Raw genomic sequence first — 18,580 nt, forward strand, 5'->3', positions numbered from 1 at the left:
CCGTTCCCATGCCGAACACGGAAGTTAAGCGTCTCAGCGCCGAAAGTAGTTGGGGGATCTCCCCCTGTGAGGATAGGACGTTGCCAGGCCAACGCAGAAGACGATCAAGCATATGCTTGATCGTCTTTTTTCATATTTTTATAGTTTAGGAGGAATAACAGATGGCTCCTGCTCGGGAAAATCCGTTTACATTTTTAGAGGTTCTGGAACAGCATGTTCGTGAACACCGCGTCTCTTTCCACGTACCAGGTCATCATAATGGTACAGTGGTTGATGATCGCTTACCTGATGCATTCGCAAAAGTCATGCCTTACGACTTGACCGAGCTAGCGCATTTAGATGATTTGCACGATACCTCGGGAATCATCGAGCAAGCAGAATGTGCATTGGGTAAGTTGTATGAGAGTAAAAGTAAATGGCTTGTCAACGGATCGACTGCGGGAAATTGGAGTATGCTCGCGGCAACAGTGAAACGTGGTGAACGGGTATATGTTCAACGGAACTCACATAAATCGGTTTGGAACGCAATCGAATGGTTAGGATTAAAGCCAGTCTTACTAACACCTACCATTGAACGTGGCACAGGCATCCCGACTGTCGTGACATTAGATACGATCGAACAGGCCATTCAAGAATATCCTGGAGGGAAAGCCGTCATGTTGACGTCTCCGACCTATTACGGGGATATGGCAGACATTCGAACGATTTCGGACTATTTGACATCATTCGACATTCCATTGCTCGTCGATGAGGCACACGGCGCTCATTTGATTCATCCACAGTTGCCACGTCGCTCTGCAATCTTCGAAGGAGCGAGCGCAGTCGTGCAGTCCGCTCATAAAACGTTGCCTGCCCTCACTATGGGGGCTTGGGTTCACTATAAAGATCATATCGATGAAGCGCGCTTGAAGCATGCATTATCTTCTTTTCAGACTTCGAGTCCGTCTTATCTCGTCATGGCTTCATTGGATTATGCTCGTTCTTATCTAGAACGTTTAACGGATGAGGAATGGTCCGCAATCCAAAAAAGCCATGCACAATTTGTTCTTGAATTAAAACGAGCTGGTTTTGTTGTAAAAGTCGGAGATGACTTTACGAAAGTGACGATTCTGACTTATCCGAAGAATGGATTGATCTTTAGTCAGCATCTCGCCTCAATCGGCATAGACATCGAGTTGGCGGCAGTCGATCATGTGTTATTCTGCTTGCCATTCAGGGAAATAAAGAAACAGGAAATCGAACATTGGATCAAATTAATAAAAAAAGCATCTACCCATGTGCCGATCATTGAAGACGATGAAACGATCTTTCCCTTCCCACAAACCGAGCGCGTGTCTGAACTCTATACGTCTGAAACAGCTCTTCCAATTCAGCGAGTTCTGTTCGACCAAGCAATCGGATTGATTTCAGCAGAGACGGTGATTCCATATCCACCAGGTATTCCATGGATTCTAAAAGGAGAGCGGATTACAGAAGAAAAAATCCGGGTGCTCCGGGAATGGATTTCTTTAGGGAGGAAGCTTCAAGCTAGTAAGCATGTTATGATAGAGCAAATTGACGTTATTGTAGAGGAGTTTTAAAACGTGAACAGAATGTTTATTACGGTTGAAGGACCGGATGGATCAGGAAAGTCCACACAGCTTCAATTATTAGTAGAAAACTTAAAACAAAAAGGATATGACATCGTCGTGACCCGAGAACCTGGAGGAACAACGGTCGGGAATCAGATTCGCGAAGTGTTATTGTCTCCCGATCATCATGAGATGACACCACGCGTGGAGATGATGCTCTATGCCGCATCACGGGCTCAGAACGTGGAACAAGTGATTCGGCCAGCGTTAGAGCGGGGCGCCATTGTTCTCTGCGACCGGTTCATCGATGCATCCATTGCTTATCAAGGATATGGATTGCAGTATGACCTTGATCAGATTCGGTCATTGAATGAATGGGCGACGAATGGTCTCACGCCCGATTTAACCTTTTTATTCGATTTGAATCCGGAACGGGCGAGTGCACGTATGAAAGATCGGGGACAGCTTGATCGGATCGAGAGTCGTGATCATGCATTCCATGAGCGTGTCTATGCAGGATTCCAAACGTTACTGAAACAGTATCCAGAACGCATCGTTCGGATTGATGCCGATCAATCGATTGAATGCATTCAAGATGAGGTACTTGACTATACGATCGAACGACTACAACAAGGAGGCGTACAAAAATGATGAAAATGGTAATTGCAATCGTACATGATAAGGATAGCGCACGTTTGTCCGACGCACTCGTCGAGCAAGATTTTCGCGCAACAAAGTTAGCCACGACTGGTGGATTTTTAAAAGAAGGTAATACAACGTTTATGATGGGGATTCCACAAGAGCGTCTTGATGATTTGATGGACGTGATTCAATCGAACTGCTCGAGCCGCGACCAAATGATTACGCCGATCTCACCGATGGGAGGACATGCGGATTCGTATATTCCTTACCCAGTCGAAGTACAAGTCGGAGGGGCGACGGTATTCGTCTTGCCGATCGAAGGATTCCATCAGTTTTAATGGGAGTTGGGCATATGCGTTTTCAAGAATTGAGCGAGTCGCAAACTGTCGTTTCTCGCATCATTCAAAATTCAATCGTTTCGAATAAAGTGGGGCATGCGTATATCTTCTCAGGAGATTATGAGCCTTATTTGATTGATACAGCCACATTGTTCGCCAAAGCCTTATTTTGTGAATCACCAGATGGTGCAGAGCCTTGTGGAGTGTGTCGAAACTGTCGGCGTATGGATTCTAAAAACATTGTCGACTACATCGAAGTGGAGCCGGACGGTGCGAGTATAAAAAAAGAACAGATTCAGCAATTGCTCAGTGATTTATCACTACGAGGTGCTGAAGGTGATCGCCAAGTGTACGTCATTCATCAAGCGCACAAGATGACGACTCAAGCGGCGAACAGTCTATTGAAGTTCTTTGAAGAACCGGGTGTAGGTAAGCTTGCTATTTTAGTGACGACACAACCACAGTTGCTTCTTCCGACGATTCGTTCGCGTGCGCAACAACTTGCTTTTCGTCCAATCGACCGAGCTCAGTTGGCGCAAACAATGTCAGAAGAACTGTCCTGTACGTATGATTTGGCATACCTTGCCTTGACCGTTTATCCGAAATGGGATGACGCGAAAGAGGCACTTGAGCAGGAGTGGTTTGTACAGGCGTACGGGCTAGTGGTACAATTAATTGAAGTATTGACGAAACGACCTCAAGAGTTGCTCTTGTTCGCACAAGAAAAATGGTTAGGGCATTTCAAAGGACGGAATGAGTTGCGAGTCGGTCTTGAATTATTCGAACATTGGCTGGAGGAGGCACTTCATTTAAAAGTGCGAGATATGTATGCTCCGAAGCTATTTAAGAATGAGGCTGCCTTGTACAACGCGTTTATCCAAAATCGATCTGTCACCAAGCTTACACATGCGATTGAAAGTGTACATGCGGCCATTCGGCGACTTGAGGCAAACGTCAATCCTCAATTAACGTTCGAACGACTTTCGTTCGATTTGCAGAAAGGATAGAAGCGCGTGCTTGAAGTAGTTGGAGTCCGTTTTAAAGAAGCGGGAAAAATCTATTACTTTTCACCAGGCGATGCAACGCTTAAACGTGGGGACCATGTCATCGTTGAAACGGTACGTGGCATTGAGTATGGGGAAATCGTCCAAGTCGACAAGCAGCTCGGTGAAGACGAAGTCGTCCTGCCATTGAAGACAATCCTTCGTGTCGCGGACCAAAAGGATGCGGATATCGTACGCGATAATCGACTGGCAGCCGTTGATGCTCACGCCGTCTGTGAAGAAAAAATTCGAGAACATCAATTAGAAATGAAGCTAGTTGATGTTGAGTATACATTTGATCGCAATAAAGTGATCTTTTATTTTACTGCCGAGGGTCGCGTCGACTTTCGAGAATTGGTAAAAGACTTAGCTAGTGTGTTTCGGACACGAATCGAGCTCCGACAAATCGGCGTTCGTGATGAAGCGAAACTCCTTAGCGGGATTGGGCCATGTGGTCGGGTTCTTTGCTGCTCGTCATTTCTTGGGGAATTCGAACCGGTCTCGATCAAAATGGCCAAAGACCAGAATCTCTCGTTGAATCCGAATAAGATCTCTGGAGTATGTGGTCGTCTGATGTGCTGTTTGAAATATGAGAATGACACATATGAAGAACTGAAACGTGATTTACCAGACGTCGGCAAGCGAATCAAAATTCCAGAAGGTGATGGTCGGGTAATCGGTCTTAACATTTTGGACCAACTCATTCAAGTCGAGCTCCACGATCGGACACGTGTCGTCACGTATACGATTGATGAACTCGTTGAAGTGGGTGCGATTAAACGAAAACCGTCAAAACAGTGATGGGGTGCTGAGCAGTGGAAAGAATGGACAAAAAAGAAGTGATGATGCGGGTGGATGCGATCGAGCAACAGATGCAGCTCCTCACCGAACATTTAGGCGTGTTAAAAGAGCAGCTCGCTTATTTGCTTGAAGAGAACCAGCATATGTATCTAGAGAATCATCACTTACGCGAAAAAGTCGAACAATTGGCAGAAGTTGATACGACAAATGGTGATTCACAAATCGCATTGTCTGGGAAAGGGCAGAACAATTTGGCTGCGCTGTATCAAGAAGGATTCCACATTTGTAACCTCCATTACGGACAGGTACGAAAAGATGGGGACTGTCTCTTCTGTTTGTCGATGCTCAATAAACATTAATACGGGGCGATAGATAGGGGTTCCCTATCCGTCGCCTTTCTTTTATAGAAGGAGGAAACGATGGTAACGGTTAAGGATGGAGAACGCCTTGATGATTTGCTCGGACGTCCAGGTAAAATCATTCAAAGTGATGATGTGTTCTCATTTTCATTAGATGCGGTACTGCTTGCAGAGTTTGTATGGGTGCCTATCCAAAAAGGACAACTGGTCGATTTGTGTGCTGGCACCGGGGCAATCCCGCTCTTTTTGTCATATCGTACAAAAGGAACGATAACAGGTGTGGAGATTCAATCGAAACTGGTCGACATGGCGAATCGAAGCATGGCGGTCAATCGTCTCGAAGAGCGAATTCGAGTGGTGGAGGGCGATGTGAAAACGGCAGCGACGCAGCTCGGGCATGCACGATATGACGTAGTCACATGTAACCCGCCCTACTTTTTAGCGAACGAGACGTCACTCCGAAATCAAAATGAGCATCATACGATTGCGCGCCATGAAGTGCTGTGCACGTTAGAAGATTGCATCAAGACGGCCAGTCAACTCGTCAAACCGGGAGGGAAAGTGGCGTTCGTGCATCGGCCAGAACGTTTACTGGATATCCTGACGTTGATGCGTGCGTATCGAATTGAACCAAAACGAATGCAACTCGTTTACCCGAAAGCGGGACGCGAGGCGAATACCTTATTAATCGAGGGATCGAAAGATGGAAAAGCAGGTCTTAAAATTTTACCGCCATTTGTTGTCTATGAAGAAGACGATACGTATACAGAAGCGATGCGAGCTATTCTCGATGCCTAAACATTATACGTACATCTTGGAATGCGGTGATGGAACGTATTACACGGGCTATACGACAGACGTGGAAAAACGACTCCTTGCACATAATGCCGGGAAAGGTGCGAAATATACGAAAGCCCGTCTCCCTGTACGACTTCGGTACGTACAATCGTTTGAGACGAAGCGGGAGGCCATGCGATACGAATGGTCCATCAAGCAATTGACCCGAGCACAAAAAGAGAAGTTGATGGAGGGGACGACCAATGAATTCACAGAAGAGCTATCAAACTGAACAACCGACGTTGTATGTCGTGCCGACCCCAATTGGGAACTTGGAGGATATGACGTATCGCGCGGTACGGACCCTTCAGGAAGTAGACTTAATCGCAGCGGAAGACACACGACAAACGATGAAGCTTTGCCGACACTTTGACATTGCGACAAAATTGATTAGCTATCATGAACATAATAAAGAAGTGAGTGGACCAAGACTGATTGACGATCTGTTGTCCGGAAAATCGATTGCCGTTGTCTCAGATGCAGGTATGCCTGGAATTTCAGACCCGGGAAGCGATCTCGTGCGATTAGCCATTGAGGCAAACATCCCGGTTGTCGTCTTACCCGGTGCGAATGCAGCACTTACGGCACTCGTCGCATCCGGTCTTGCAACTGAACGTTTTCTCTATTACGGTTTCTTGCCGCGTAAGAAGAAGGATCGGGTTGAGATTCTCGAATCGATTCAATACGAACCTGGCACCGTCATTTTTTATGAGGCTCCTCATCGTTTGAAAGAGATGTTGACAGCGATTCGACAAGTGTTCGGGAATCGACAAATCGTATTAGGTCGTGAACTGACAAAAACGTTTGAAGAGTTTTTGAGAGGAACTGTGGATGAGGCGTTGACATGGTGTGAGGGTGAAGTGCGTGGTGAGTTTGTCGTCTTGGTGAGTGGAGCGACAGAGGCGGCTCCTACGACTACGTGGTGGGAAGCACTCTCTACGTATGAACACGTGGTTCACTATATTGAAGAAGGACAAAAACCAAACGCAGCAATCAAACAGACTGCGAAAGACCGCGGCGAATCTCGGAACGATGTATACGATGCGTATCATCAATTGCATAAAAAAGAGTAAGCAAGGAAATCCTTGCTTACTCTTCGCTGTAGTAATTTTCGAGCATGTTCTTCAACTCAACGAGAACACGTTGTGCACCTTCTGGTGACAAGATGAGTTTGCCGTCTGCCAATTTGAAGTTATCATCTGATACTTCGCCTGTAACTTGGCAAGTCATGTTTGGCTTATATTTTTTCAAAACGATTTGATCGTTGTCGACGTAAATTTCGAGAGCATCTTTCTCTGCAATACCGAGTGTACGACGCAATTCGATTGGAATAACGACACGACCAAGCTCATCAACCTTACGTACAATACCTGTAGATTTCATTTTGTGTTTCCTCCTCCAATGATGTCGAAATCTCGTGGTGACATGAATCGTCAAAATTCGACAATGTGACTACAGCAAAAAGCATACTAAACTTTCCAATTGCAGTCAACTGCTTACTATCTGGAAAAGTAAATTTTCGAAATTTGTCGAATCAAGAACGATATATACCTAAATTTCCCCGTAAGTTTGAACTTGAAACAAAGAAAGGGTATTTTTGGAATATTTATGACGAAGAAAACGCAAAAAAATTCCAAACAATTAGGTTTGGAAATTCTTTTGTCGAACCGTGTATAATGGAAATTGCATATGTCGAAAGGATGGAGAATAAATCATGGCGAAGCCGACTTTTTATATTACAACCCCAATTTATTATCCGAGTGCAAAACTGCACATCGGTCACGCATATACCACGGTAGCAGGTGATGCGATTGCGCGCTACAAACGCTTAAAAGGGTTTGACGTCCGTTATTTGACCGGAACGGATGAGCACGGTCAAAAGATTCAAGAAAAAGCGAAAGAGGCAGGCGTGACGCCACAAGCTTTCGTGGATGAAGTCGTGGAAGAGATCAAGGTCTTATGGGACCGTCTCGAAATTTCGTACGATGACTACATCCGTACGACAGAGGACCGCCATAAGAAAGTGGTCGAGCATGTTTTTGAGACATTACTTAAAAATGGGGACATCTACCTCGGTGAGTACGAAGGATGGTATTCCGTACCGGATGAAACGTACTACACTGAATCGCAGCTCGTCGATGGAAAAAGTCCTGACAGCGGACATCCGGTCGAGCTCGTTCGTGAGGAGTGCTACTTCTTCCGTCTCAGCAAATACGCTGACCGCTTGATTGAATATTTTGAGTCACATCCTGATTTTATTTTGCCAGAATCTCGTAAAACCGAGATGATCAATAACTTCTTAAAGCCGGGTCTTCAAGATTTGGCTGTATCACGCACGACGTTTGATTGGGGCGTCCAAGTCCCATCGAACCCGAAGCACGTCGTGTACGTATGGGTCGATGCGCTCACAAACTATATCTCATCACTCGGATACGGTACAGACAACGATGAACTCTTCAACCGTTACTGGCCAGCAGACGTTCATTTGGTAGGGAAAGAAATCGTACGTTTCCATACGATCATTTGGCCAGCCCTCTTAATGGCACTTGATCTTCCATTACCGAAGCAAGTATTTGCGCACGGATGGTTGCTCATGAAGGATGGGAAGATGTCGAAATCGAAAGGGAACGTCGTGGACCCGATCCCATTGATTGATCGTTACGGCCTCGACTCGGTCCGCTATTATCTTCTCCGTGAAGTTCCATTCGGAGCGGATGGCACGTTCACGCCGGAAGCGTTCGTTGACCGCTTGAACTTTGATTTAGCGAACGACCTCGGAAACTTATTGAATCGCACCATTGCGATGATTAAAAAGTACTTCGACGGAAATATTCCGGCATATAACGGAAATGTCACGGCATTTGATGCAGAATTGTTGAACGTGGTGAAAGAGACGACACGCAAAACAGAAGAAGCCATGGAGCACATGGAGTTTTCGGTCGCACTCACAAACATTTGGCAACTCGTCAGCCGTGCGAATAAATATATCGATGAGACACAACCATGGGTTCTCGTGAAAGAGGAGTCGAAGCGCGAGGAGCTGGCTTCTGTCATGACACATCTTGCGGGCGTACTTCGTCATGTTGCCATCATGATTCAACCGTTCATGACGCGCGCTCCAAAAGAGATGTTCCGTCAGCTCGGACTCGAGGGAGAGGACATGTCATGGGAGGCGTTGGATACATTCGCAGACTTTAGCAATGCGGTCGTGACGGACGGGACACCGATTTTCCCACGTCGTGATGTGAAAGAAGAAGTCGATGCAATCCAAGAAATGATGCGTCAGGCGTCTAAAGCACGGATTGAAGAGACGGAGACGGCATCAGTAGAAGAAACTGACGAAGACATTCGTCCTGAAATCACGATTGATGTCTTCGACCAAGTCGAATTCCGTGTCGGTCAAATCGTCGAAGCCGATAAGATTAAAAAAGCGAAGAAACTGTTGAAACTTCAAGTCGACCTTGGGAAAGAGACACGTCAAATCGTGTCTGGTATCGCTGAATGGTATGCCCCTGAAGATTTGGTTGGCAAGAAAGTCATCGTTGTCGCAAACTTGAAACCAGTCAAGCTCCGTGGAGAACTCTCGCAAGGGATGATTCTAGCGGCGGATCGTGACGGGAAACTCGAGCTCGCGACGGTCTCAGACCAGATGCCGAACGGTGCCATCGTCAAATAATGGAATGGGGGAGACCGCGGTCTCCCTCTCTTTTTCTAAGGAGGAAACAAGATGTTGATTGATACACATACGCACATCAATGCGGAACAGTTCAGTGAAGACGTGGAGGAGACAATTGTGCGAGCGAGAGAAGCGGGCGTTTCTCCGTTACTCGTCGTCGGATTTGATACACCGACCATCGATCGAGCCATTGAACTGGCGGAAACGTACGAAGATATCTATGCCATTGTCGGATGGCATCCTGTCGATGCGATTGACTGTACGGATGCGGATTTAGCACGAATCGAAACACTCATGAGTCATCCGAAAGTCATGGCACTCGGTGAAATCGGACTCGATTATCATTGGGACAAATCACCGAAAGATATGCAACAACGCCTCTTCCGTCAACAAATCGCCATTGCCAAACGGACGAATATGCCGATTGTCATTCATAACCGAGAAGCAACGGCAGATGTCCTTCATATTTTAGAAGAAGAGCATGCCGAAGCAGTCGGTGGTGTGTTCCATAGTTACAGCATGTCCGTCGAACTTTTGCCTCGTTGTTTAGACTTGAACTTCTATATTTCGTTAGGAGGACCGGTCACGTTCAAAAATGCGAAGGTTCCGAAGTTGGTGGCGCAAGAAGTGCCGCTGGATCGTCTGCTTGTCGAGACGGATTGCCCGTACTTGACCCCAACACCGTTCCGGGGAAAACGTAACGAACCAGCATACGTCAAATACGTAGCTGAAGAGATCGCCACCCTTCGCGATATGCCGTACGATGAGCTCGCTGCAGCCACGACAGCCAATGCGAAGAAGTTGTTCCGACTCCCATGATCAAGCGTGTATTAGCGAGTATCGGTATTATTGCGACGGCTTCTGTGGCGTACGTGATGTTACAACCTGAATCGATTCGAATCGTCGATGACGGTGTGGTCATCGAGCATGAAACACGAGCTGACTCGGTTCTCGAGGTGCTTGAAGAGTTAAATATCACACTAGATGAATCAGATTATGTCACACCGGCGCTCAGTGAGGATGTACCGGACGACCGCTTGATTCGGATTGAGCGTTCACACGAGGTTTCGCTCCAGATTGGCTACGGTCAAACGGAGACAGTGCAGACGCGCGAGCGGACCGTAAAGGATGTCTTACTACGATACGGAGTCACGGTACGGGACGGAGATACGGTGTATCCATCGGTCCGTACACCGGTGACGAATGGGATGACGATTCGATATCAACCGGTCGTGGCCGTGAATCTCATTGTCGGTCAAGAGGCGTTGACCATTTATACAATGGCTACGGATGTGGAGCAACTCTTAATGGAAGAGAACATCGATGTGACGGAAAGTGATACGGTCATGCCGGCTCCTTCCACACCGATCCGAGAAGGGTTGACGATTACGGTCAATACGAATCGTGATGTCGTTCAATATGAGAGTGAGTTGATTCCGTTTGAAGTGGTTGAGGAAGAGGATGACACGCTCGAAGAAGGTGTGAAGCAAATGGTGCAGGTCGGGGTTCCTGGACTTGAACGGACAAGGTATGCACTTACTGTGGAAAATGGTACAATTACAAATCGTACGAAAACAGATGTCGAGACATTGCGTAAAACGATGCCGCAGATTATCAAAGTGGGAACGAAGAAAGTCACGGAACCGGTAACCGACGCTGAGTCGACGACCGCGGATGAATCGAGCCCATTCATTCCAGAAGCTGAAGTCGAGATTGCCGAACCGCCGAAAACAGATGACGTACTTGATTTTTCATCCGCAAAACAATTGCTTGTGGAAGCGACCGCTTATACGAACAATCCGGAAGACACGGTGACGTATGACGGACGCGTGCTGACAAGAAGCGGATATGATGTGACCGACACGATTTTGTATGAAGGCATGCGCATCATCGCCGTCGACCCTGCCATCATTCCACTCGGGACCCGCGTGTATGTCGAGGGGATCGGTATGGCGATTGCCTTGGATACAGGAAGTGCGATCAAAGGGCAAAAAATCGATATCATGATGGATGAAAAGGAAGAGGCCGTGACGTTCGGTCGCAAACCGCTCACCATCTGGGTGATTCCGAAGCAGGAAGAAGAGAAAGAAGGATCAGACAATGCGTGAGAAAATACAAGAAATTATCGTCGTAGAAGGGCGTGACGACACGGCACGACTTCAAGAAGTGTTCGACGTCGATACGATTGAAACGAACGGGTCTGCCGTATCCGATCAGACGATTGAACGAATCCGTCGTGCTCAGGAGAAGCGCGGGGTCATCATTTTGACGGACCCAGATTATCCGGGAGACCGTATTCGGGCGATTGTCGAGGAACGCGTCAAAGGATGTAAGCACGCACATTTGCCTCGGGCCGAGGCGAAGGACAAGCGTGGGAAAATCGGTGTGGAACATGCGAGTCCGGAGTCACTTCGCCGTGTCTTAGGAGCAGTGTTTGAACCGCGTGTCGAAACGGACCAACCAATCGTCACACGGAAAATGGTGTTGGAGGCGGATTTAATCGGTGGAGCAGCGGCCGCGACGCGTCGGAAGCGACTCGGGGTGTTGCTTCGAATCGGTGAGCCGAATGCCAAACAATTTGTAAAACGGGTCGAGGCGCTCGGCGTCACGATCGAAGAGTGGGAGCAGGCACTTGCTCAATTAGAGGAGGAACAGGGTTGAAAGACATTGCAACAATCCAACGAACGAAAGCGATTTTAGAGCGACATGGGTTTTCATTCAAAAAATCGCTCGGTCAAAACTTTTTAATCGATTTGAACATCTTGAGTAAAATTGTCGGAGCAGCAGAACTGAGTGAAGTGAGTGGTGTCCTTGAAATCGGTCCCGGAATCGGCTCATTGACCGAACAATCGGCCAAGCGTGCCAAAAAGGTCGTTGCGCTTGAAATCGACCAACGTCTTTTGCCGATTTTAGATGATACGATGTCGCCTTATCCGCATGTGAAAGTCATCCATGGGGATGCATTGGAACTGGACTTACGGGAGATCGTGGAGCAAGAATTTTTAAACGAAGGTATTGAAGATATTTCGGTGGTCGCCAACTTACCTTACTATGTCACGACACCGATCATTATGCGATTGCTTGAGAGCGGTGTTAAGTTCCGTTCGCTCGTCATGATGATTCAAAAAGAAGTGGCAGAACGGATTGGAGCAAAACCTGGCACGAAAGCATACGGCTCGCTATCGATTGCGATTCAGTATTATGCGGAGGCGGAAGTCAGTTTCATCGTCCCGAAAAACGTGTTCATCCCAGCACCGAACGTCGATTCGGCCGTCATTACACTACGAATGCGTAAAGAACCGGCCGTACAAGTGAAAGACGAAGCATTTTTCTTTGATGTGGCCCGAGCAAGCTTCGCTCAGCGCCGTAAAACCATCCTGAACAATTTGACAAACTATATCGGGAAAGAACATAAGGTCGAACTCGAACGTTCGCTTCACGAGGCTGGAATCGATCCGAAACGTCGTGGAGAGACGTTAAGCCTAGAAGAATTCGCACGTTTGTCTGACACAATTTTACCACTTAAAAATAGTTGACGACCTGAAAACGAGTCGTTATAATATTAATCTTTATTTTCATATTCAATTATGCTATACTTGTAACAGTGAGGTGAAGCGTATGCCAAAGACGTTACAAGAAATCAGACAAAAACTCGAATCGCATGTTGGTGAACGATTGACGTTGAAAGCAAACGGCGGTCGTAAGAAAGTTGTTACTCGGTTTGGAACGCTCGTTGAGACATATCCTGCGGTGTTCGTTGTGAAATTGGATGAAGACCTGCATAATGTGGAACGTGTCTCGTATAGCTACGCTGATGTCCTAACGGATACAGTTAAAATTGAATTCGGTAATTGATTTATAAATGAGGGGCGGATGCATTGGCAGCTGCTTCTTTTTTTGTGCGCCCGTTTACGGTACAATGGCGAACAGGAGACAAATGGGAAGGGTGAACGTGATGCGCACGATCAGTGTGAAAGCGCCGGCAAAAATTAATTTGACACTTGATGTCCTTGGAAAGCGTCCGGACGGCTATCATGAAGTAGAAATGGTAATGACGACAGTCGACTTGGCAGATCGCTTGGAGTTGACAGTTTTAGAGTCGGATGAGATTCGGATTCAATCAGAACACGCCTATGTGCCGAATGATCATCGGAATTTGGCGTATCGAGCAGCAGAATTGTTGCGCGAGCGTTTTAACATTCAGCAAGGGGTCGAGATTGTGCTCGATAAACAGATTCCCGTGGCAGCTGGCCTTGCAGGTGGCTCGAGTGATGCGGCGGCAACGCTCCGTGGGATGAACGAACTGTTTTCATTGAACTTGTCATTAGAGGAGCTAGCAGAGCTCGGTGCCGAGATCGGATCGGACGTGTCGTTTTGTGTCATCGGTGGCACAGCCATTGCAAGAGGTCGTGGTGAACAGTTAGAAATGATTCCGTCCCCGCCACCGTGCTATGTCGTTCTCGGTAAACCGAAAATTGGGGTATCGACGGCAGATGTGTATCGGGCAGTGCGTATGGAAGAGGTATATCATCCTGATACCGATGCCATGGTGGAGGCGATTCGTCAAAAAGATTTTCATGGAATCTGTGAACACCTTGGGAACTCACTTGAGAGTGTGACACTTAAGCTGCACCCGGAAGTGAAACAAATCAAAGAAACGATGCGTCATTGCGGAGCGGAAGGTGTTCTCATGAGTGGAAGCGGACCGACCGTGTTTGCGCTGATTGAACACGAGCAAAAAGCGCATCGAATCTATAATGGATTGAAAGGATTTTGCCCAGAAGTGTTCGTCGTTCGGATTCTCGGCAAAAGACATTGAACAAAAACGAATGAAAGTGATATATTCTCAATAGAACATTCGTTTATTATTGAAGATGTGAAGGAGAATCCGTATGAAAATTCGTAGAAGTGGTCGTCTCGTCGATATGACCCGTTATTTACTTGATCATCCGCATCAGCTTGTCTCGTTGTCGATGTTTTCAAGTCGTTATAAAGCTGCAAAGTCGTCGATTAGTGAAGACCTTGTCATTGTCAGTGAAATGTTGTCCCATGATGGGATTGGAAAACTGGTGACTGTCCCTGGTGCAGCCGGTGGTGTCATGTTCATCCCGGGATGGAGTAAGGAAAAGTCGCTGGAGATGATTGACACGCTCTGTGAGCAACTATCAAAACCGGAGCGTCTCTTACCAGGAGGCTATCTCTACCTCACGGATGTACTAGGTAATCCAAGTCAGGTGAAACCGATGGGGCAGGTCTTTGCGTCCGTCTTCGCCGACCGTAAAGTCGATGTGGTCATGACGATTGCGACGAAAGGGATTCCACTTGCCTATGCGGTCGCTGAGCAGTTAGGTGTTCCGTTTGTCATCGTTCGTTCGGATAGCCGTGTCACAGAAGGCTCGACCGTCAGTATCAATTATGTATCGGGTTCATCGAAAGCGATCCGTACGATGGCGCTCGCACGTCGCAGTCTGCCACGTGGTGCGAATGTGCTCCTAATTGACGACTTTATGAAGGCCGGCGGAACGATTCGTGGGATGATGAGTCTCTTGAATGAATTCGAGGCTAACCTTGCGGGCGTCGGTGTCTTGATGGAGGCCGAAGGAGCCGAGAAGAAGATGGTGAGTGAATACGTCAGCTTGATGAAGTTAACGAATGTCGATCCTGATGAAGGGCTTGTCACCATTTCGCGGGGGAATGTGGAACAATTCTTAAAGTGATTGGCAAAATTTTGATTTCGTTTTATGATTAGAGGGTATAGAGTTATCAATATGAAGTCATGACGTTCGTTTGAAACCAACTGAACCTTACAGAAGATCACACCATGGCGTAGACAACGATGAAAAAGGGGATGCGAAACATGCAGATCACAGACGTAAAAATTCGCAAAGTCGCGACAGAAGGCAGAATGAAAGCGTTGGCCTCAATCACACTTGACCATGAATTCGTTGTACATGACCTTCGAATCATCGAAGGAAGTAGCGGTCTATTTGTCGCCATGCCGAGCAAACGGACACCAGAAGGGATTTTTCGGGATATTGCGCATCCGATTAACGGGGAGATGCGACAAAAGGTCGAAGCCGCTGTATTGGAAACCTATTCCAATATGGATGTGGAAATCCTTGACCCACAACATGTGTCATACGGTACACATGAATGACAGAAAACAGCGGTTAGGTTGCCTGCCGCTGTTTTTTTGCGTTTCAATGGTTAAGGAACGGTACAACTATTGAAACGAAGGCATGGTTTCGATATAGTAGAAACGGTGTAAATAGGATTTAGTTGCAGAAAAGCCGAACTATACAGACCAATCACAGCTGTTGTGAGATAGGAGCGAATCAAGCATGGAGCGTTTTGCAGTCATTTTGGCAGCAGGAAAAGGGACGCGAATGAAGTCGAAGTTATATAAAGTACTTCATCCAGTTCTAGGGAAACCAATGGTCGAGCATGTTGTCGATCAGTTAGACCAAATCGGTGTCAGTCGTCAAATCGTAATCGTTGGCCATGGGGCGGAAGCGGTACAAGACACGCTCGGCACACGGGTAGAGTATGCGGTCCAGGAAGAACAGCTTGGAACAGGGCACGCTGTTCAGATGGCTGAAGCAGAGCTTGCGGGTAAATCAGGGGCGACGCTTGTCGTCTGTGGAGATACACCGTTACTCACGGCAGAGACGTTAGAAGCCCTTCTCGCGCATCACGAAGCGCAACAAGCAAAAGTCACGGTGTTGACTGCGATTGCTGACGATGCGACCGGATATGGTCGAGTCGTTCGTGGTGAAGATGGGAATGTGACGAAAGTCGTGGAACATAAAGATGCTTCAGAGGCAGAACTCGCCATCAATGAAATCAACACAGGGACGTACGTATTCGATAACGAATTGTTGTTCGATGCACTCAAACAAGTCGGGAACAACAATGCACAGGGCGAATATTACTTACCTGACGTCATTTCAATCGCAAAAGAAGCGGGCGAAGTGGTTGCGGCGCATACAGCACCGACGTTTGATGAGACGATCGGGGTCAATGACCGCGTCGCCTTGTCGCAAGCAGAAGCCATCATGCGCAAGCGGACAAATGAGCGTCTCATGCGTGAAGGGGTTACCTTCATGGACCCGGCATCGACGTACATTTCACCAGACGTGGTCATCGGATCGGATACGGTCATTTATCCGGGAACGGTCATTCTTGGCAAGACGACGATTGGCTCAGAATGTGTCATCGGACCAAACTCGGACATCCGCAACAGTGTGATTGAAGACCATGCCGTCGTACGCCAGTCTGTCGTGACTGATAGCCGAATCGGTGAGGCGGCTCAAGTCGGACCGTTCGCTCACTTACGTCAACAAGCTGTCCTCGGTGCGAACACGCGCGTCGGCAACTTTGTAGAGATTAAAAAATCGACGTTCGGTGACGGTGCGAAAGCGTCACACTTGAGCTATATCGGGGATGCGTCAATCGGTGAGCGCGTCAACTTAGGCTGTGGCTCGATCACAGTGAACTATGACGGTAAGAACAAGTTCGAGACAGTCGTGGAAGACGATGCATTCGTTGGCTGTAACGTCAACTTGATTGCCCCTGTAAAAGTCGGGAAAGGCGCGATTGTCGCTGCTGGATCGACGATTACGAGTGATGTACCAGAAGAGGCGCTAGCGATTGCACGCGAACGCCAAACGAATAAAGAAGGCTACACAAAACGATAACTTGCTGCCAATCATTATGGAAAACAACGGAGGAGAATCCTAAACATGTCTACTGTATACGAACGAGAAATTCGTCTATTTAGCTTAAACTCGAACCGCCCGCTTGCTGAAGAAATCGCGAAAGAAATTGGTGTCCCGCTCAGCGATTGCCAAGTCAAACGTTTCAGCGACGGTGAACTCTATATCAACATCGAGGAAAGTGTTCGTGGAGATGATGTGTATGTCATCCAATCAACAAGCTCGCCTGTAAACGAAACGCTCATGGAATTGCTTGTCATGATCGATGCACTCAAACGTGCTTCTGTCCGTACGATCAACATCGTGATGCCGTATTATGGATACGCACGTCAAGACCGTAAAGCACGCTCGCGTGAACCGATCACGGCGAAACTTGTCGCTGACCTTCTTACAGTAGCGGGTGCGACACGCGTCATCACGATGGATTTGCATGCAGCGCAAATTCAAGGATTCTTCAATATTCCGGTTGACCAATTACTTGGTGTACCGCTCATCTCGACTTACTTTGAAACAGAAGAGTTTCAAGCGAAAGATATCGTGGTCGTTTCTCCAGACCACGGTGGCGTGACACGTGCACGTAAATTGGCAGAACGTTTGAAAGCGCCGATTGCTATCATTGACAAGCGTCGTCCGAAAGCGAACGTCGCTGAAGTCATGAATATCGTCGGCAGTGTCGAAGGGAAAACGGCGATTTTGATTGACGACATTATCGATACAGCTGGAACGATCACACTTGCGGCAGATGCTATCGTCGAAGCGGGTGCGAAAGAAGTGTATGCGTCTTGTACACATCCAGTTCTTTCTGGACCAGCGATGGAGCGGATCGACAATTCATCAATCAAAGAGTTGGTCGTCTTAAATACCATCGATTTGACGGGTCGCCCTTGCTCGAGCAAGATCAAGCAAATGTCGGTCGCCCATTTGCTTGGGGAAGCGATTATGCGCGTACACGAGCATAAATCGGTCAGTACCCTATTCGATTAAAAAAACGAGGCCCGGAGGCATTCGCCTTTGGGCTTTTTTGTTCAGGAGGAAATGATATGAAATGCATCGTCGGTCTTGGGAATCCCGGGAAAAAGTTTGAGATGACGCGACACAATGTCGGGTTTTTAGCGATTGACCGTCTCGCCGAAAAGCATGGCGTCTCGCTGAATGAAGCGAAGTTTAATGCCCTTATGGGAACGGGAAGAATCAATGGTGAACGCGTAGTACTCGTCAAACCACTCACGTATATGAACTTGTCGGGTGAAGCCGTTCGTCCCATTTTAGATTATTATAAGATTGAGATTGATGATTTATTAGTCATTTATGACGATTTGGATATGGTGCCCGGCAAGCTTCGTTTCCGTCCGAAAGGGAGCGCGGGTGGTCATAATGGGATCAAATCTCTCATTCAACACTTAGGAACGGCTGAATTCAAACGATTAAAGCTCGGAATCGGTCGTCCCCCGCACCCGATTAAAGTCGTCGACTGGGTGTTGATGAACTATCGCAAAGACGAGTTGCCGGCATTAAATGAAACACTCGATAACGCCGTAACTGCAGCCACTGATTTTGTGGACACAGATTGGCTGGCGCTGATGAATCGATACAACTAA

At 47.4% G+C, this 18,580-nt stretch carries 22 protein-coding genes and 1 rRNA gene; 22 read left to right on the forward strand and 1 reads right to left on the reverse strand.

Translation table 11 applies throughout. The features are described from left to right. The 10 genes from rrf to rsmI form a co-directional block, all read left to right on the forward strand. A 5S ribosomal RNA gene (gene rrf / locus KNO73_RS14210) occupies positions 1–89 on the forward strand; the annotation flags it as partial. 72 nt (positions 90–161) lie between these two features. Beyond that, positions 162–1,580 (forward strand): aminotransferase class I/II-fold pyridoxal phosphate-dependent enzyme, encoded by a 1,419-nt coding sequence (locus KNO73_RS14215; protein ID WP_214812820.1) that lies wholly within the window; start codon positions 162–164, stop codon positions 1,578–1,580. A 12-nt stretch (positions 1,581–1,592) separates the two neighbouring features. Beyond that, complete coding sequence (tmk, locus tag KNO73_RS14220) at positions 1,593–2,222, forward strand: dTMP kinase (protein ID WP_251025018.1); 630 nt, start codon at positions 1,593–1,595, stop codon at positions 2,220–2,222. Then, entirely contained in the window at positions 2,222–2,551 is a 330-nt protein-coding gene (locus tag KNO73_RS14225; RefSeq protein WP_031421800.1) for a cyclic-di-AMP receptor, read from the forward strand. The genes tmk and KNO73_RS14225 overlap by 1 nt, the downstream gene beginning before the upstream one ends. A 14-nt stretch (positions 2,552–2,565) precedes the next feature. Further along, positions 2,566–3,558: a DNA polymerase III subunit delta' gene (locus KNO73_RS14230; RefSeq protein ID WP_214689629.1), complete on the forward strand. Its 993-nt coding sequence runs from the start codon at positions 2,566–2,568 to the stop codon at positions 3,556–3,558. A gap of 6 nt (positions 3,559–3,564) precedes the next feature. Further along, positions 3,565–4,395 carry a PSP1 domain-containing protein gene (locus KNO73_RS14235; RefSeq protein ID WP_031421801.1) on the forward strand — a complete coding sequence of 277 codons (831 nt, stop codon included), beginning with the start codon at positions 3,565–3,567 and terminating at the stop codon, positions 4,393–4,395. Positions 4,396–4,418: 23 nt separating this feature from the next. After that, positions 4,419–4,754, forward strand: a complete 336-nt coding sequence (gene yabA / locus KNO73_RS14240) for a DNA replication initiation control protein YabA (RefSeq protein ID WP_012727746.1) — start codon at positions 4,419–4,421, stop codon at positions 4,752–4,754. A 60-nt stretch (positions 4,755–4,814) separates the two neighbouring features. Further along, the gene (locus tag KNO73_RS14245; protein ID WP_078145936.1) at positions 4,815–5,552 is read left to right on the forward strand and encodes a tRNA1(Val) (adenine(37)-N6)-methyltransferase; all 738 of its coding nucleotides are present in this window, start codon (positions 4,815–4,817) and stop codon (positions 5,550–5,552) included. Beyond that, complete coding sequence (locus KNO73_RS14250) at positions 5,545–5,823, forward strand: GIY-YIG nuclease family protein (protein ID WP_012727744.1); 279 nt, start codon at positions 5,545–5,547, stop codon at positions 5,821–5,823. The genes KNO73_RS14245 and KNO73_RS14250 overlap by 8 nt, the downstream gene beginning before the upstream one ends. Then, positions 5,795–6,664, forward strand: a complete 870-nt coding sequence (rsmI, locus tag KNO73_RS14255; protein ID WP_215112661.1) for a 16S rRNA (cytidine(1402)-2'-O)-methyltransferase — start codon at positions 5,795–5,797, stop codon at positions 6,662–6,664. The genes KNO73_RS14250 and rsmI overlap by 29 nt, the downstream gene beginning before the upstream one ends. A 16-nt stretch (positions 6,665–6,680) precedes the next feature. On the opposite strand, the gene KNO73_RS14260 is transcribed toward rsmI, so the two are convergent. After that, positions 6,681–6,974 (reverse strand): transition state genes transcriptional regulator AbrB, encoded by a 294-nt coding sequence (locus KNO73_RS14260; RefSeq protein WP_012727742.1) that lies wholly within the window; start codon positions 6,972–6,974, stop codon positions 6,681–6,683. Between the two features lie 331 nt (positions 6,975–7,305). Between KNO73_RS14260 and metG the strand changes: the two genes are divergently transcribed. From metG to pth, 12 genes are all read left to right on the forward strand, one after another. Further along, on the forward strand, positions 7,306–9,267 hold the full coding sequence (gene metG, locus KNO73_RS14265; RefSeq protein WP_214689620.1) for a methionine--tRNA ligase: 1,962 nt from the start codon (positions 7,306–7,308) through the stop codon (positions 9,265–9,267). Between the two features lie 51 nt (positions 9,268–9,318). Continuing rightward, the gene (locus KNO73_RS14270; protein ID WP_215112662.1) at positions 9,319–10,086 is read left to right on the forward strand and encodes a TatD family hydrolase; all 768 of its coding nucleotides are present in this window, start codon (positions 9,319–9,321) and stop codon (positions 10,084–10,086) included. Further along, positions 10,083–11,375 carry a 3D domain-containing protein gene (locus KNO73_RS14275; protein ID WP_214873965.1) on the forward strand — a complete coding sequence of 431 codons (1,293 nt, stop codon included), beginning with the start codon at positions 10,083–10,085 and terminating at the stop codon, positions 11,373–11,375. The genes KNO73_RS14270 and KNO73_RS14275 overlap by 4 nt, the downstream gene beginning before the upstream one ends. After that, the gene (gene rnmV, locus KNO73_RS14280; RefSeq protein WP_074035294.1) at positions 11,368–11,928 is read left to right on the forward strand and encodes a ribonuclease M5; all 561 of its coding nucleotides are present in this window, start codon (positions 11,368–11,370) and stop codon (positions 11,926–11,928) included. The genes KNO73_RS14275 and rnmV overlap by 8 nt, the downstream gene beginning before the upstream one ends. Next, positions 11,925–12,803 (forward strand): 16S rRNA (adenine(1518)-N(6)/adenine(1519)-N(6))-dimethyltransferase RsmA, encoded by an 879-nt coding sequence (gene rsmA / locus KNO73_RS14285; RefSeq protein ID WP_012727737.1) that lies wholly within the window; start codon positions 11,925–11,927, stop codon positions 12,801–12,803. Before rnmV ends, rsmA begins: the two co-directional genes overlap by 4 nt. 82 nt (positions 12,804–12,885) lie before the next feature. Continuing rightward, positions 12,886–13,122, forward strand: a complete 237-nt coding sequence (locus KNO73_RS14290; protein WP_012727736.1) for a Veg family protein — start codon at positions 12,886–12,888, stop codon at positions 13,120–13,122. Between the two features lie 100 nt (positions 13,123–13,222). Continuing rightward, the gene (ispE, locus tag KNO73_RS14295) at positions 13,223–14,086 is read left to right on the forward strand and encodes a 4-(cytidine 5'-diphospho)-2-C-methyl-D-erythritol kinase (protein WP_168169881.1); all 864 of its coding nucleotides are present in this window, start codon (positions 13,223–13,225) and stop codon (positions 14,084–14,086) included. Between the two features lie 73 nt (positions 14,087–14,159). Further along, positions 14,160–14,984 (forward strand): pur operon repressor, encoded by an 825-nt coding sequence (gene purR / locus KNO73_RS14300; protein ID WP_012727734.1) that lies wholly within the window; start codon positions 14,160–14,162, stop codon positions 14,982–14,984. Between the two features lie 140 nt (positions 14,985–15,124). Beyond that, positions 15,125–15,424 (forward strand): septation regulator SpoVG, encoded by a 300-nt coding sequence (spoVG, locus tag KNO73_RS14305; protein WP_012727733.1) that lies wholly within the window; start codon positions 15,125–15,127, stop codon positions 15,422–15,424. A gap of 184 nt (positions 15,425–15,608) precedes the next feature. Beyond that, positions 15,609–16,964, forward strand: coding sequence for a bifunctional UDP-N-acetylglucosamine diphosphorylase/glucosamine-1-phosphate N-acetyltransferase GlmU (gene glmU / locus KNO73_RS14310; protein WP_012727732.1), 1,356 nt, complete (start codon positions 15,609–15,611; stop codon positions 16,962–16,964). A 45-nt stretch (positions 16,965–17,009) separates the two neighbouring features. Then, positions 17,010–17,966 (forward strand): ribose-phosphate diphosphokinase, encoded by a 957-nt coding sequence (locus KNO73_RS14315; protein ID WP_012727731.1) that lies wholly within the window; start codon positions 17,010–17,012, stop codon positions 17,964–17,966. Between the two features lie 56 nt (positions 17,967–18,022). Beyond that, positions 18,023–18,580 (forward strand): aminoacyl-tRNA hydrolase, encoded by a 558-nt coding sequence (gene pth, locus KNO73_RS14320; RefSeq protein ID WP_215112663.1) that lies wholly within the window; start codon positions 18,023–18,025, stop codon positions 18,578–18,580.

It is taken from the genome of Exiguobacterium sp. s83 (genome assembly GCF_018617095.1).
Classification (GTDB): Bacteria; Bacillota; Bacilli; order Exiguobacteriales; family Exiguobacteriaceae; genus Exiguobacterium; species Exiguobacterium profundum.